We start from the raw sequence: 15,497 nt of genomic DNA on the forward strand, positions 1-15,497 counted from the left end.
TTTCCTCACTCCACGGCTGCCGCGAGGGCAGCAAGTCGTCGGGGCACGTCGACGTGTGCGGGCAGGCGGGCAACCATGACCTGTCCGGCCGTACGCCATTGCTCCAGCCATTCCACCGGTTCGTCGAGAGCTGCGTAGGCGATCGGTCCGGTCCGCGGAGGAATCGCCGGCGCCGGTCCGCCGACGACGAGGACCGGCAGGGTCAGTCCGGCTCGCTGCGCCAGCTCGTCGCGCAGGGCCAGCGCGGCCCCGGCACCGTCGCCCGTTGCGACGAGGACGTCCGCCGAACGCGACGCCAGGACGGCCACCGGGTCGTCGACGGCCGGATCGAGCATGCCGACAGGGCGCTGCGCGTCACCGGCGAGCCGTTCGGCCAGGTCCCGGCCCGGTTCATCGGAGGCGACAACCACCAGCGCGGATTCCGCTGATGCGTCGGTCAACCAGCGGATCGATCCGGTCGGCGCGGCAGGACCGGCCGCGCGCGCTTGGCGAAGCCGCTGTGCCAGGGCGGTGCTGGTCGAGGCGTCCAAGAAGGTGCGAAGCCGAAGATCGAGTCCGAGCTCGCAGCGAGCGAGGTGCCGCACCAGAGCTGCCCGGGCGAGATTGCCGCCGAGCGCGAAGAAGTCGCCGCCGCCGATCTGGTCGTTCTCGAGGACCCGTGCCCAGGCGCCGACCACCCAGGCCTCGTCCGGGTCGGTGAGATCGGACTCGGAGATGTCCGGCTGGGGCGGCCGCAGCCGCGACAGCGCGGCCCGATCGATCTTGCCGTTCACCTGCACGGGCATCGGGTCCACGATGCCGAACGCCGAGGGGACCATGACGGCGGGAAGCCGGTCGGCCGCCAGCGTCCGGATCTCCTGGCGCAGCCGGGCCGGCCGCGTGCCGTGCCGCAGCTGCAGGTAGGCGACGATGCGGCGGGCGTCGGCCTGGCCGGTGACGTCGACCGCAGCCAGCTCGACGTCGGCGTGCGAGGCCAGCACCGCCTCGATCTCCCCCGGCTCGATCCGGTGCCCGCGGATCTTGACCTGCCGGTCGTTCCGGCCGTGCAGCTCGAGCCGGCCGTCCGACCGCCATCGGGCCAGGTCCCCGGATCGGTAGATCCGGGTGCCGGGCACGTCGAGGTCGGGCACGAACTGACGCGCGGTCAGTGCCGGCCGGCCGACGTACCCGCGCGCCACGCCCGCGCCGCCGATGCAGAGCTCGCCGACGACGCCCGGCGGCACCGGCCGCAGGTCAGCGTCCAGGATCCGCAACCAGGTCCTCGGCAGCGGGCGTCCGAGTGGAAGGATTCCCGGCTGGTTGCCCGGCTGGATCGGCTGGCAGGCGGTGTACATCGTCGTCTCCGTCGGCCCGTAGGTGTGCCAGAACGACTTCGTGCAGGCCGTCAGTCGCGCCGCCAGCATCGGCGGCACGACATCGCCGCCGCACGACACGGTCAGCTCGGGCGCCCCGGACCAGCCGCACAGGAACAACATCTGCCAGGTCAACGGCGTCGCCTGAACGATGTCCGGCTGCCATCGGTCGAAGGCCGCGATCAACGCCTGACCGTCGCGCGCCTCGGCGCGGGACGCGATCACCGTTTCGCCGCCGGAGACCAGAGCGAGGAACAGCTCCAGCATGGCGATGTCGAACGAGATCGTCGTCACGGCCAGCAGCCGCTGACCGTGTCCGACCCGCATCAGCTCCCGGGTGGCCCACAGATTGTTCGCGAGACCGCCGTGCGTCACCCCGACGCCCTTGGGACGTCCGGTCGACCCGGAGGTGTACAGGAGGTAGGCGAGGGCGTCGGGGTGAACGGGCGGCCGCACCGCACGCTCAGCCGGCGGTACGACGAGCTCGGAGACGTCCAGGTGCTTGACCTCGGGCAAGTCGAGCCGGCCTTCGCCGGCGGTCACGACCAGCGCTACGCCGGCATCGCTGAGCACGTAACGGACACGATCGACCGGGTGCTCGGGGTCCAGCGGCACGCAGATGTGACCTGCCTTCAGCACGCCCCAGATCACCGCCGGCAGCTCCACTGCCCGAGGCAGCAGCAGTCCTATCGGTGTCTCGGGCGGCAGCTGGAGACCTGCGAGGTTGCCGGCCACCGCGTCACTGACGGCGGCCAGCTCCGCATACGTCTGCTGCGAGTCGTCATGCCGGACGGCGACGGCGTCAGGCGTGGAGCCGACCCACACCCCGATCTGTTCGCCCAGCGACTTCGGGCGCCGCAGCGCGACGTTCCACCCTTCGACCTCGGCGAGGTGGCGGCGGTCCGCCGCAGTGAGCAGTTCGATGGTGGAGACAGGCTGGGTCGCGTCGCGGAGCGCATCGACCAGCAGCACGGTGAAGCGGGCCGCGAGTGCTTCAACCGTCGCGACGTCCAGAACGCTGTCCGAGAATCTCCAGCTGAGCTGCGCGATCCCGTCGACCACCGAAAGTTGGACGTCGAGCTCGAACTCGGAGCGCCGTACCGGGACCTCGACGGTCTCCGCGGCGAGGCCACCCCACGTTCCTTCGGGCGAGGATGCGGCGACCGAGAACGTCACCTGCACGAGCGAGTTGGACAGCAGGTCCGACTCCGGCCGCAGTGCGCGGGACAGCAAGGACAACGACAGACCCGTTCGGGATCGGTCGGCCGAATGTCCCGTGGCCTCGGCCATGACGGCGTCACGGAAGGCCGGATCGCCGGCCAGGTCGAGCCTGGCCGGAAGCAGGGTGTCAGGTGAGCAGGCAGTCAGCTCCGCCCCGGGCGGGATGCCGATCAACAGGTCCGCCTGCCGCGTGTGCCGGTACAGCAGCACGCGCAAACCGGCCAGCAGGATCGTCGGCCACGGCACATCGAGTTCGTCGGCGAGCGACTCGGCCCCGCTGACCAGCTCTCGCGGCAGAGCGCTCCGCACCGCATCGCCTGTCCCGACCCGCCATCCCCCCGCCGGCTGGTCACAAGGCCAGGTCGCGACGGACGTTGCGCTCGAGAGCCGCTGGAGCCAGTACTGCAGGACGTCGGCTCCGTCCTTCGCCTCAGGCTCCGTACCGCCCCGCCGCGGCAGGACGAGGCCCAGATCCCGGCCCTCGCTGAGGGCCTTGTAGGTGTGTCCGACGTCAGCGAGAACGGACTGCACGGCTGATGACTCGATGGCGACCGCGTGCACGGTCAGGACCAGCACATGGTCCTCCGGTCCCAACCGGTACGCCGTCAGCCGAGCCAGCGGACCGGAGTCGAGGTCGAAGGGTGCGCAGGCGTCGTACGCCGACTGCCCGGTCCAGTCGTCGTCCGCCTCGACCACCCGCACCGGGATCACGGGCCTGCGCTTCCGGCGGGCCGCCGGACGACCGTCGGCGTCGTGGAACCCGAGCCCCAACTCCTCGTAACGGGCTGCCACGTGCTGGGCGGCCTCGTCCAGAAGCTCGGTGTCGAAGCGGCCGGTCACGCGCACTGATCGGCTGCTGTTCCAGACTCCGGTCACCTCGGCCAGCTGTTCGGCCAGCCAGACGGCGGACTGCCTGGGCCGGATCGGGTACGTCAAGGACTCGGCCATGGCCACCTCCGGGCGCCGCATCAGGACACAGACGTCGTACGGCCGGTGGCCGCGGGATTTGTCACCAGGGCCAGTCGATGTGCATCGGAAACATCGGGGCTGCCTTTCATCGAGGGTGAGCGGACAAACTCTGCAACTATCCGCTGCTGTCAAGAATTACTCTATGAAAGTGCCCGATAATCCGTCGTCAGCGCGGCGGCTGATCCCGGCGTAATCAATCTGCGCAGCCGGCGTCAACAGAATGCGTAGACGCCCGCTCAGGCTGCCGCGCCGAGCCGGAACTGGTAACCCAGAATGACCGCCTCGGTCCGGCTCTGCAGGCCGAGCTTGGTCTGGATCCGGTAGACGTGGGTGCGGACCGTCGCCTCGGAGATCACCAGCACACCCGCGATGCCGGCATTGGTCCGCCCGGCCCCGAGCAGCTTCAGCACTTCCTGCTCCCGGCCGGTGAGCAGCAGCTTGGCGTCCAGCAACGGCGCCTGATCGATCGGCAGCTGGGCGGCCAGCCAGTCCAGCAGCGGTCCGGCCATCATCGGGGACAGGAAGACGCCACCTCCGGCCACGGCCCTGACCGCCTGCGCCAGTTCGATGTCCACGGCGACGTCGCTGACGATCGCTCGGCATCCCTGCCGGATCGCGCCCAGTACGACGTGATGCGGCACCGCACCGGCGATCGCGACCACCGGGTGGGACACGTCGGCGCCGGCCGAGTGGTGCAGCTTGCCGAGAACGGACGGATCCCCGGTGACGACAGTCATGTCGGCCGGGGAACGACCGGTCTCATCGCCGCACATCAAGTCGGCGACGACCTCGATCCCCTGCTCGGACCGCAGCAGCGTGGTGATCGCTCCGGCGATCAGCACCTGCTCGGCGGCGACCGCAACCTTGATGGGCCGGGGCGGGCTCGAATCATTGTGGCGTGGACTGCCGAACATTATTCCCCCTCGTTCCTGAACGCATCGGAGAATGTCTAAGCCGCACAGAAGTACAGAGTCGCTTCGATTTCTCTCCCCAGCATTACTCAGGTCGAAACCCGGGTCGAACAACGCCGAGAAGGTTACGAGCCGTACGCATGTCAATACAAGAGGAAAGCGCTGATATCTCACGGTCCAAGCAGGGAAGTGCTCAGGGTGGCCGAACGGTTACCAACCGTGACACCTCGGAGCGGGCCTCGCTGTTACGAGAAATTCTCCGGCAGTTCTCCGAAAGCGCCGGCCGGCAACAGACCGTGACCGTGTTCACGTGGCGTCATCCGACACCGGAGCCTGTGGCGATCCCGCCAGCTCAGCAAGAATTTCGCCGTACTGCTCGATCAGGCCCTCGATGTGCTCCCGGTCGAAAAGTTCCGTACTGTACTCGACGCCCACGTCAGCATGCGCACCGAAGGTGAGTCCCCAGGCCATGTCGAAGCGCGCAGTGCCGTGGTGCATCATCAGCGGTTCCACTTCCAGCCCGGCCAGCGGCGGTCCGGCCTGCCCGCCGCCGACCGCGAAGGACACCTGGAACAGCGGCGAGCGGCCACTGCCCCGCTCCGGCACGACCGCTCGCACGACCTCTTCGAACCCCAGGTCGCCGTGGGCCAGCGTGTCGGTGATGCAGCGGGTGGCCCGGTCGACCAGTTCGGCGAAGGTCAGCCGGTCCGCGAACCTGCCGCGCAGCGCTACCACGTTCACGAAGTAGCCGATCGAGTTCGCCACCGCCGCGTGGTTCCGGCCCGCCGTCGACGAACCGACGATGACGTCCCTCGCTCCGGTCCGCCGATGCAGCAGCACCCAGAACGCTGCCAGGCAGACCACGAAGACCGTCGTTCGACGCTGCCTCGACAACTCCCGTACCGCAGCGCACACCTCGGCCGGGACGCGGCCGGCAGCCACCGCGCCGGCGCCCGTCGGCTTGGCCGGCCGCGGCCGGTCGGTCGGCAGGTCCGCAGTTTCGGCGTCCCCGAGCTCGTTGCGCCAGAAGTCCTTCAGGGCCCGCAGCCGCTCGTCGGAGAGCCGCCCGACCTGCCAGCGCGCATAGTCGGAGTACCGCGCGGGAAGGCTCGACAGCCTGGCCGGCGCCCCGCCGCGCTCTTCGGCGTAGAAGGCCGCGAGGTCACGGTCGAAGACGGCGAAGGACAGACCGTCGAAGATCGCGTGGTGGACCACGAAGACGAACACGTGCTCGTCCGGTGCGATCCGATAGAGACCCGCACGCCACAACGGCGGCCGATCCAGCGGCAACGGCGACCTGCCGTAGACCCGGTCGGCCTCGACCAGCACGTCGTCGACAGCCCGACCGGCAACATCGTGGACCACGACGTCGACCAGCACCCGCGGAAGGATCAGCTGAATCGGTCCGCTGTCACGCTCGAGGAGCAGACTCCGTAGTGCCTCGTGCCGCTCGACCACCCGACCCAACGCCCGACGGAGCGCCTCGACATCCAGCGGTCCCCGCAGCCGCAGGTACTGCGGCAGGTTGTACGTCGGCGTCCCGGGGTTGAGCTGCTCGACGAACCACAGACTGCGCTGCGCCGCAGTCAGCGGCGCCTCGACCTGGGACGGGTCGGTCCGAGGAATGTCACTGTCGGGACCTGGCTCGCCGGCCCGCAACCGCGCCAGCAGCGCGGCGCGGCGACTCGGTGACAGGTCTGCCAACGGTCCGGTCAACTGCGTCATCCGTCGACCTCCACACCAGGAGATATGACTATAATCAATACCGGACTTTACTATAGTCATCACGTCAACCCCCGGTCGGTGGAGTGCCGAACGGGGCCGTCGAGCGGTCCTCGGGAGCCCACCATGGAATCGAACGCGACTGACAGCGCACCGCGCGCGACGACCCTGTCCGAACGCAAGCAGAAGCTGCTCGCCGAGCTCCGCCGCCGCCGGGAGCACCGGCCGGAGCGGCCCACCCGGTTGCACCGGCTCCGGTCCGGCGAGGGGGCGCCCGTGGTGCTCGTCCATCCGGTCGGTGGCCAGGTGTTCAGCTACATCGAACTGGTCGGCGACCTGCGGTCCGGTCGTCCTGCCTACGCCCTCGAGGCCGACGAGGGGCTGAGCAGCGAAGCCGGTACGCCGCTGGAAGAGCTGGCGGCGAACTACTGGCACCGGCTGGAGGCCGCCGGCATCCAGCCCGGTGTCCTGGCCGGCTGGTCCTTCGGCGGCGTCCTGGCCTACGAGATGGTACGGCAGGGACCGCGCGTACCCCTCGTTCTGATCGACTCGATGCCACGGCCGGCGATGTACGACGGGATGACGCGCACCGAGGCGCAGTACCTGGAGGGATTCTTCCACGACCTGTTGCGCTCGGCCGGTGATCCGGCCGATCTCGGAAGTCTGCCGCCGGAGACGTGGACCTACCCGGCTGACGTCGCGATCGCGATGGCGGAGGCCGCGTTGACAGCGGGTGGCAGTCGTCTTGATCAGTCGGCCACCGAGCTGCTCCAGCGCTACCGGGTGCACCGCAACGCGACCTGGGCACTCGACAGGTACACCCCGGAACCGGCAGACGTCCCGGTGCGCCTGATCCGGGCCGCGCGCTGGGACGGGCCGAACGCGACCGACGCGTGGCGAGCGCTGGTCGGCGACGAGAACCTGGTGTCGATCGATGTCGACGCCGATCACTACGGCATCCTCCGCAGTCCGGCGGTCGAGGCGGTCCGGACCGTCGTCGACTGTGTCGCCCAGGACCGGCCTCTTCCCCCGCGGGTGCCCGGCGCTGTCGAACCGGTTGTCACCGCAGGCCCGGTCACGCCGACCGCCGAGCATCCCGAGATCACGCTGGTCGTGCGGCAGACGGCGGCCGGCGAGGTCGAGGGGCGCCTCGACTTCGACCAGGACCGGTGCGACGAGACGACGGCGCGGGCGCTGATCGAGAAGTACCTGGCGAGCACCCAGGACGCCGGCCCCGAGGCGCTCCCGCACACGCTGGTCGGCGAGATCGCAGTGGACCATCCTGACGCAGTCGCCCTGCGCTGGACCGACGGCGAGCTGACGTACCGCGAGTTGGTGACCGCCGCGGACACACTCGCGAGCCGGCTGGGCGGCGCGCAACGGGTCGCCGTGTGCCACCGCCGGACCAGCGATCTGTACATCGCCATCCTCGCAGTGCTTCGATCCGGCGCGGCGTACGTGCCGATCGATCCCGGGTCCTCGGAGGACCGCCGGAACTTCGTCCTCGCCGACAGCGGCGCGCAGGTACTGCTCTGCGACGTCGGTGCGGCGGAGCGCTGGACCCTGCCCGACGGCTGCCGCCTGGAATCCATCACCGTCGAGCCCGGACCGGACCCGGTGCAGAGTCGGCCGGTCGACGCCACCGATCTGGCCTACGTGATGTACACGTCCGGCTCGACCGGCGTGCCGAAAGGCGTGGCGATGCCCCACGGTCCGCTCGTCAACCTTCTGCGCTGGCAGCGCGCCCGCTCGGGGTGTGGGCTCGGCGACCGCACCCTGCAGTTCTCCGCAGTCACGTTCGACGCTTCGTTCCAGGAGATCTTCGCGACCTGGACAACCGGCGGCACCTTGGTGCTGGCGTCCGACGAGGTGCGGCAGGATCCACGCCGGCTGCTGAGCCTTCTCGAGGAGCAGCGGATCAACCGGTTGTTCCTGCCGTTCGTCGGCCTGCGACTGATCGCGGACGCCGCGGAGCACACCGGCCGTACGCCGACGCACCTGCGTGAGGTCATCACCGCCGGCGAGCAGCTGCGCATCACGCCGACCGTGCGGGCGTTCTTCCGCACGACCGGCGCGACTCTCGACAACCAGTACGGTCCGACCGAGAGCCACGTGGTGACCGCCGAGCTGCTCGACGGCGACCAGGACAGCTGGCCCGAACTGCCGCTCATCGGCGCCGCGATCGACCGTGCGGTCGTGGAGGTCTGCGACTCGTCGGGTGAGCCGGTCCGCACCGGCGAGACCGGTGAGCTCCACCTGTCCGGACCGGTGCTGGCCGACGGCTACATCGGTCGCCCGGACCTCACGGACGAGGTGTTCGTACGCCGGCCCGGCGGGCGTCGGACGTACCGCACCGGCGACATCGGCCGGATGCACGAGGACCGCCGCATCGAGTACCTGGGCCGGGCCGACAACCAGGTGAAGATCAGCGGGTGCCGGGTCGAACCGGCAGAAGTCGAGTGCGCTCTGTGCGGCATCGACGCAGTCGCCGACGCGGTGGTGCTGCCTCGGCGTGACGACGGCGGTCACCAGACCGTCCTGGTGGGTTATCTGGTGGGCAAGCCCGGCCGCGAGCTCGATGCGCGGAACGTGCGCGAGCAGCTGGCGGCCGCCGTACCGGCGCACCTGGTGCCGCAGCAGCTGCTGGTCCTGCCGGCCTTTCCCCTCGGCAGCACCGGCAAGGTCGACCGGCTCGCGCTCGCCGCGATGCCGCTGACTTCTGCGGCGGCCGAGTCCCCGGCCTCGGCGGACGTCGACGAGGAGGACGCCGTGGTCGCGATCGGCAGGCTCTGGCAGGAACTCCTGGGCCGCTCCCCCGAACCGCAGGACAGCTTCTTCGAGCTGGGCGGCAACTCGCTGAGCCTCGCGCTGCTGGCGATGCGGCTGGAGCAGCGGTTCGGCGTGCCCGTCCAGCTACCGGACCTGTTTGCCCACAACACTCTCGAGGCACAGGTCGGCCTGATGGAGCGACTGTTCCTCGCCGAGCTGGCACGATTCTCCGAGGACGACACCAGCCGTACCCTGACCGAGATCCTCGAACCCTGAAGCGGAGCCGCATGACCATCGAAGTACACCCCGTCGACGCATCCCGGTGGGCCGATCTGGAGGAGCTGTTCGGCGGCTCGGGCGGCTACGACGGGTGCTGGTGCATGTTCTGGCGCCTGCCGAACAAGGAGCTCAACGCGAACGGGCCGGAGGCCAACCGGCAGGCCCTGCACGACCTCGTGCACACCGGCGCCCAGGTCGGGCTGGTCGCCTACGTCGGCGGCGCTCCGGCAGGCTGGTGCTCGACCGGTCCCCGGCCCGGATACGCACGGATCGAACGGACCAAGGCCCTGAAGCCGGACGACCCGACCGACCCGCGGATCTGGTCGATCCCCTGCTTCTACGTCGGCAAGGAGCACCGCGGCCGCGGGGTCGCCCGGGCTCTGCTCGACGCAGCCGTGGCACGCGCTGCCGAAGCCGGGGCGACCATGCTCGAGGGATATCCCGTCGCGAACCCGAAGGGTGCCGGTGCCGCACTGTCGACCGGCACGGTGGACCTGTTCACCGCGGCCGGGTTCACGGTCGGCGGCGACCAGCCGGCGTCCGGCCGCAGAGTGGTGACCAGACGCGCGCTCTGACCGACGCGCCTCGCGGTCGTGCCGGGCACGACCGCGAGGGAGGGGCCGTCAGGCCCGCAGTTCGTCGATCTCCCGCCAAACGGCGGAGGCCTGCCGGTAGCTGTCGCTGTCCTCGTACAGCCGGGCCGCACGGCGGAGCACCTCGATGGCCGCCGGGATGTCGCCGGACTGGCGGAGCGCTTCCGCCTGCCCACGCAGGGCAGTGATCAGTGGCAGTCCGGTGAGCGGCTCCGGTCCCTCGGTGACTTGCCCGTAGAGCGACGCGGCTTCGGACGGGTTGCCGGCGGCCAGCTCGTACTCTGCTCGCACCCGGACCAGGGCCATCCGCTCCGAGGTCAGGTCAGTCACTCCGGCTGCTGCCTCTGCGGTCGTCAACCACGCCAGCGCAGACTCCGGATCACCGGCCGACAGCAGGATCGAAGCCGTCGACCGGCAGAAGCGCAGCCAGTCCAGCATCGGCATCGATCCGAACTGCAGCAACGAGCCGGCGCGCTTGAGTTCTTCGACCGCCTCGTCCCGGCGATCGAGGCGGACCAGCGCCATCCCGGTGAGCCAGTGCGCTCGCCCGATGATCGCGTTCTGACCGGTCGCCGCAGCCTCGGTCCGCAGCTCCTCGGTCAGCCGCTCGACGTCCTCGAGCTCGCCGAGCTCGCACAGGACCGAGACCAGGACACCGAGCAGCCGCACCCGCTCGTGCCGCAGAGCGGCATCGCCGAGCACATCATCGGACAACAGCTCCTCCGCGGCTTCGCGGGACTGGCCGAAGCGGCCGAGCTCCCGCAAGGTCGAGGCCCGGTCGATCGCCACCGGGATCCTGATCGCGGGCACCGTTGTGCTGTCGGCGGCGAGCATCTCGTCGAGCAGCGCGAGCCGGGCAGAATGATCGCCCGCGGCGGCCAGAACGCGGCTGAGCTCCAGGCTGAGCTCGAGGATCTCGTCGCCGGTGTTCCGGCTCCTGGCCTGCGCCAGCTCCCGCTCGAGCACCTCGCGGGCGCCGGCGTAGTCGCCGAGATCCACCAGACTGCGGGCATACAGCTGCCCAGCCACCGCACTCGAACCGGAGGCCGTCGCCGTGGAATTGGGCGCGAACACGTCCCGGTAGTCGTCGCCGAGCAACTCGGCCGGAGTCGTCTCGAGGGCACGGGCCAGGTGCAGGATGACGTCGAGCGTGGGCATCCGCTCCCCCGCCTCGAGCAGCGAGATGTAGCTCGGGGTGACGACGTCACCCGCCAGCGCCTTCTGTGAGAGCCCCTTCTGCATCCGCAGCGTGCGTAGCCGACTCCCGAGGTACGACTGTGTTGCTCTCATTTCCTGGCGCCTTTCGACGTTTGCAGGAGTCAAACCCGAACGACACCAGAATAACAGGAGAAATCTTCCATCTAGACAATAGTTAGCACTGCGTGACCAACCGCGACCAGCTCTCCCCGCTCAGGCGTCAGCGAGCGTGCAGGACGACCGGCAGGTGCACCACGCCGTTGACGAAGTTCGACGCCAGGTGCCGCGCCGGACCGGTGAGCTCGAACCGGACCACGCGTTTCATCAACTCCTCGACCAGCAACTTCAGACCGATCCGGGCAGCGTGCGCTCCGATGCAGAAATGCGGACCGAACCCGAAGGCGAGGTGCGGATTGTGCTCGCGCCACGGATCGAACCGGAACGGATCCTCGAACACCGATTCGTCCCGGTTGGCCGACCCCACCCACGCCGCGACCAGATCGCCTGCGCTGACCGGCTGACCGGCCAGCACGGTGTCCTGGGTGACGAGCCGGAGCAGGTGGTTGGTCGGCGTCGCCCACCGGAGTGCCTCGTCGAGCAACCGGTCGGCATCGCCCGAGGCTGTCACCCGCTTCCACAACGACGGCTGCGACGCCATCACCAACGCCAGGTGGTGGATCACCTGCGGAGTGGTGATCGCCGCGCCCATGGTGAAGGCGTAGACGTTGATCACCACCTCCTCGTCGGTGAGCGGGCGGCCATCGAGCTCGACGGCGCCCAGTGCGCTGACCAGATCGTCAGCGGGCTGGGCGCGCCGTTCGGCCAGCAGCTCCGAGAAGCAGGTCAGCAGCTCCAGATGAGCGAGCATCAGAGTCTGTGCCCCGCTGCCCTGCATCAGGGTCGGGTCGTCGGGCGCCACGCTCGCCATCGTCCATCGGGCGAGATCGCGCCAGTGCCTGGCCGGCAGCCCGATGATGTCGGCCGCCAACAGCATCGGCATCACCGCCAGCTCCCGGACCAGGTCGACCTCGCCCTGACCGGCCATCGTGTCCACCAGTTCGGACATCAGTGGCCGGACGATCGGCTCCCGGTCGCGGACCCGGGACACGGACAGATGGCGCATCCCAGAGGTCCGCAGGCCCCGGTGACCGCGTCCGTCGATCAGGTTGATGGCTTTGCCGGCCTCCGGATCGCCGTGCAGTACCGACAGCATCGTGCTGTGCTCGGAGGTGAAGTGCTCCACGTCCCGGAGCACTCCGAGGACGTCGTCGTACCGGGTGACCGACCAGAACGGCGTGCCGTCGGGTGCGACCTGACGCCACACCGGCGCCTCGGCGCGCAGCCGCCGCCAGGCGCTGTGCGGTGCGCCCGTGCTGTAGAAGTCGGCCGGGTACAGGTCGATCGCGGTGCCCGACGAGTCGTCGGCGTACGGCTCCATTCGCATGACCACACCTCCGTCAGCCGACGGCGTGCTCGGAACGAAGCGCCGCCCGACGTACCCGCCGATAGTGCGCGGTGTAGCGGCGCAGCACACCCGCGTCAGCAGCGGCCAGCCGGACGCCCGCCTCAGTCAGCAAGCTGAGACTGCGCGATCTCGAGCAACCTGCGCCGGCCTCACCGAACAGGTCCTTCAGACTCTCGTCCAGCACCTGGTCCGGTACGTCGGGCCTGGCGGCCGGCAGCATCGCCAGCAAGGCCGCCATGTCGTCGTCCAAGCCGTCCGACAGCGCCTGGTCCTGCAGACGGAGCCAGAAGTCGCGGTACGGCACCGACTCGAGACCGAACTCCACAGCGAACTCGGCCAGCAGGTCGTCGAGCCGAATGGGCTCGGCCTGTGCCAGGTGGAACCACCCGCGCGCACCGGTGCGGACCCCGGTCGTCACCAACGTGGTGACCTGGTCGATCGGTGTGTAGTCGAGCACGATCGGACTGCGGAACGCCAGCCCCAGCCGGACGTTCCAGCGCACGATCAGGTCCGGCAGGCTCTTCGGGGACGGCACTCCGGTCACCGAGTGCGGCATCACTTCCCCGAGCCGGTAGGCCGCCACCGCGAGTCCCCGGTCGGCAGCCTGTTCGACCAGCCGTTCGGCGGCCCATTTCGACAGGCTGTACCCATTCGTTGCGGGGGGCAATGGTGTCGGAGCCGACTCCGGCCGGCCCGGTGTTGCCTCGAGCATGCTCAGGCTGGAGATGTGGTGAAGCGCCTTGTGCCGTCCGGTCGTGGCCAGTCGGAGCACCTCGGCGGTCCCCAGTACGTTGGCCGCGCGATGCGACCGGTACCCGAGCACCAGGTTCACCATCGCACCGTTGTGCACCACGACGTCGACGACCGAGGCGAGCCGGTCCCACTCCTCCTGTCCGAGACCGAACCGAGGCAGACTGAGATCACCGACAACGGGCACCACGCGGTCGAGATCGGTGGCGTCGAGGTGGTAGAACAGCAGGCTGTCGTGGATCCGGTCGAGTGCGGTCGACGCGTCGTCGGCACGGACCAGACAGTGCACGATCCCGTCGGTGTGGCGCAGCAACCCGTGCAGCAAGTGCGTGCCGATGAAGCCTGTCGCACCGGTCAGGAAGATCTGCTCACAGGTCGTCACCGGCTCGCCGGCCGGCCGTACGTCCCCGCTGAGTACGGCGTCCGCTACAGCGGTCAGCAGGTCCGCCTCAGGGTCCTCACCGGCAACCGGTCCCGAGCTGATCCGCTCGGTCAGGGCCGCGATCGTCGGCGCCGCCACCAGATCCTGGACGGTGAGCGAGGTTCCCAGCCTCTCGTTGATCTGCAGTGTCAGGCGTACGGCGGTCAGCGAGTCACCGCCGGCGGCGAAGAAGTCGCCGTCCGGCCCGCCCGGCACGAACCGGTTCCACGCCGTCTGCACCGCGATCGCGATCGGGTCACTGACGTCGGCCGTCGCGGTGTGGTGGTAGTCGGCAGCAAGGCCGGCCAACTGGTTGCGGTCGAGTTTGCCGTTCTGGTTCAGGGGCATCGCCTCGATCTGGATGATCCGCGACGGCACCAGACCGGCGGGCAGCGACCGGCGCGCGTGATCGAGGACCGTCGCCGCCTCGATCGGGTTCCGGCCGGTCACGAAGCCGGCCAGACAGTTCCGTCCCGCCGGATCGACGTACACCGCCGCCCTGGCGTCGGTCAGTCCGGGGCACCCGCGCAGCGCGGCCTCGATCTCGCCGATCTCGACCCGCATCCCGTTGACCTTGACCTGGTCGTCGGTGCGGCCGCGGAAGCCGACCAGACCGTCCGCGCCGACGACCGCACGATCGCCGGTGCGGTACAGCCGGCCGGTCGGCAGCCCGGGCAGGTGGTTGTCGGCGAACGCCAGGTTCGTCCGCTCCGGATCGTCGAGATATCCGGCCCCGATGCACTCCCCGCCGATCCACAGGTCACCGACTTCACCACGCTCGACAGGTTGCAGGTCTGCTCCCAGGATCGCCAGGCAGGTGTTGGCGATCGGCAGACCGATCGGGATGCGCTCGACGTCGACGTCGCGGACCTCGTGGAAGACCATGCCGATGGATGCCTCGGTCGGCCCGTAGGTGTTGGTGATGCGAACGTGCGGCAGCAGCCGGCGGAACGTCTGCACCGGGTCGGCGAGCATCTCCTCCCCGCCGATCAGGAGGTGCCTCATCGAGCGCAGCTGCCGGACCATCGGCGGCTGAGCGACCAGCAGCTCCACCAGCACGTTGAAGACCGACGGCACGAAGTCCGTCATGGTCACCCCGTGCCGCTCGATGGTCGACACGACGTCCTGCAGGTCGACGACCCCGGACCGGTCGGGGATGACGACCTGCGCGCCCTTCGTCAGCGGCCACAACATCTGCCAGACACTGGAGTCGAACACGTGCGGGCTGTTCTGCAGCACGACGTCGTCCGGTGTCGCCCCGAACCGGTGCGACATGTACGCGAAGCGGTTGCGCACACCACGATGGAGGTTCAGCGCGCACTTGGGCATGCCGGTCGAGCCCGAGGTGTAGAAGCCGTAGATCAGGTCGTCGAGACCTGGCAGCCGGTCCACCGCGGCCGGGCGGTCGGCTCCGGCCGGCGCCGTCAGGTCGATCTCCAGCACGGCGCCGGGCAGCGACTTCCCCGCGCCGGCTCGGACGAGCGCGACCTTCGGCGACATCGCCGTGAGGACCTGGTCGAGCCGGGCGGCGGGCCAGCAGGCGTCCATCGGCACGAACGCGGCACGAACCCGCATCGTGGCCAGCATCGCGACCGGGATCTCCAGACCGGTGGAGAGCACGAACGGCGTCAGGTCGCCCGGCTCGACTCCCGCATCGAGCAGACGAGCGGCCAGTCCGGCGCTGAGTACGTCGAGCTCGTGATAGCTCAGCGTCCGGCCGAGATGACTGACGGCCGGTGCATCCGGCCGCTGGGCGACCTGCCGGAGAAAGAGGTCCACGACGGTGTGGGCGTCGTGGTGTTCGAGGGTCGGACCGACAATCATGGACGACATCGGAACTCCTGGTGA

8 protein-coding genes are annotated in these 15,497 nt (G+C 69.6%); 2 read left to right on the forward strand and 6 right to left on the reverse strand.

Annotation, left to right across the window (positions count from 1 at the left end; genetic code table 11):
• Window positions 1-5: 5 nt before the first annotated feature.
• The 3 genes from KFLA_RS20450 to KFLA_RS20460 form a co-directional block, all read right to left on the reverse strand.
• Window positions 6-3,674 carry a non-ribosomal peptide synthetase gene (locus KFLA_RS20450; protein WP_148256677.1) on the reverse strand — a complete coding sequence of 1,223 codons (3,669 nt, stop codon included), beginning with the start codon at window positions 3,672-3,674 and terminating at the stop codon, window positions 6-8.
• A gap of 104 nt (window positions 3,675-3,778) precedes the next feature.
• Window positions 3,779-4,456, reverse strand: a complete 678-nt coding sequence (locus KFLA_RS35770; RefSeq protein WP_012921717.1) for a helix-turn-helix transcriptional regulator — start codon at window positions 4,454-4,456, stop codon at window positions 3,779-3,781.
• 303 nt (window positions 4,457-4,759) lie between these two features.
• Complete coding sequence (locus KFLA_RS20460) at window positions 4,760-6,238, reverse strand: condensation domain-containing protein (protein WP_158307291.1); 1,479 nt, start codon at window positions 6,236-6,238, stop codon at window positions 4,760-4,762.
• Window positions 6,239-6,301: 63 nt separating this feature from the next.
• Between KFLA_RS20460 and KFLA_RS35775 the strand changes: the two genes are divergently transcribed.
• Both KFLA_RS35775 and KFLA_RS20470 read left to right on the forward strand, forming a co-directional pair.
• Entirely contained in the window at window positions 6,302-9,220 is a 2,919-nt protein-coding gene (locus KFLA_RS35775; protein WP_012921719.1) for an amino acid adenylation domain-containing protein, read from the forward strand.
• Between the two features lie 11 nt (window positions 9,221-9,231).
• Window positions 9,232-9,798: a GNAT family N-acetyltransferase gene (locus KFLA_RS20470; protein ID WP_012921720.1), complete on the forward strand. Its 567-nt coding sequence runs from the start codon at window positions 9,232-9,234 to the stop codon at window positions 9,796-9,798.
• A gap of 48 nt (window positions 9,799-9,846) precedes the next feature.
• Here KFLA_RS20470 and KFLA_RS20475 read toward each other — a convergent pair whose 3' ends face one another.
• The 3 genes from KFLA_RS20475 to KFLA_RS20485 form a co-directional block, all read right to left on the reverse strand.
• Window positions 9,847-11,106, reverse strand: a complete 1,260-nt coding sequence (locus tag KFLA_RS20475) for a helix-turn-helix domain-containing protein (RefSeq protein WP_012921721.1) — start codon at window positions 11,104-11,106, stop codon at window positions 9,847-9,849.
• A gap of 127 nt (window positions 11,107-11,233) precedes the next feature.
• Window positions 11,234-12,457, reverse strand: a complete 1,224-nt coding sequence (locus KFLA_RS20480) for a cytochrome P450 (RefSeq protein WP_012921722.1) — start codon at window positions 12,455-12,457, stop codon at window positions 11,234-11,236.
• Between the two features lie 13 nt (window positions 12,458-12,470).
• Window positions 12,471-15,482 carry a non-ribosomal peptide synthetase gene (locus KFLA_RS20485; RefSeq protein ID WP_012921723.1) on the reverse strand — a complete coding sequence of 1,004 codons (3,012 nt, stop codon included), beginning with the start codon at window positions 15,480-15,482 and terminating at the stop codon, window positions 12,471-12,473.
• Window positions 15,483-15,497: the final 15 nt, after the last annotated feature.

It is taken from the genome of Kribbella flavida DSM 17836 (assembly GCF_000024345.1).
In the GTDB taxonomy this organism is placed as follows: Bacteria; Actinomycetota; Actinomycetes; order Propionibacteriales; family Kribbellaceae; genus Kribbella; species Kribbella flavida.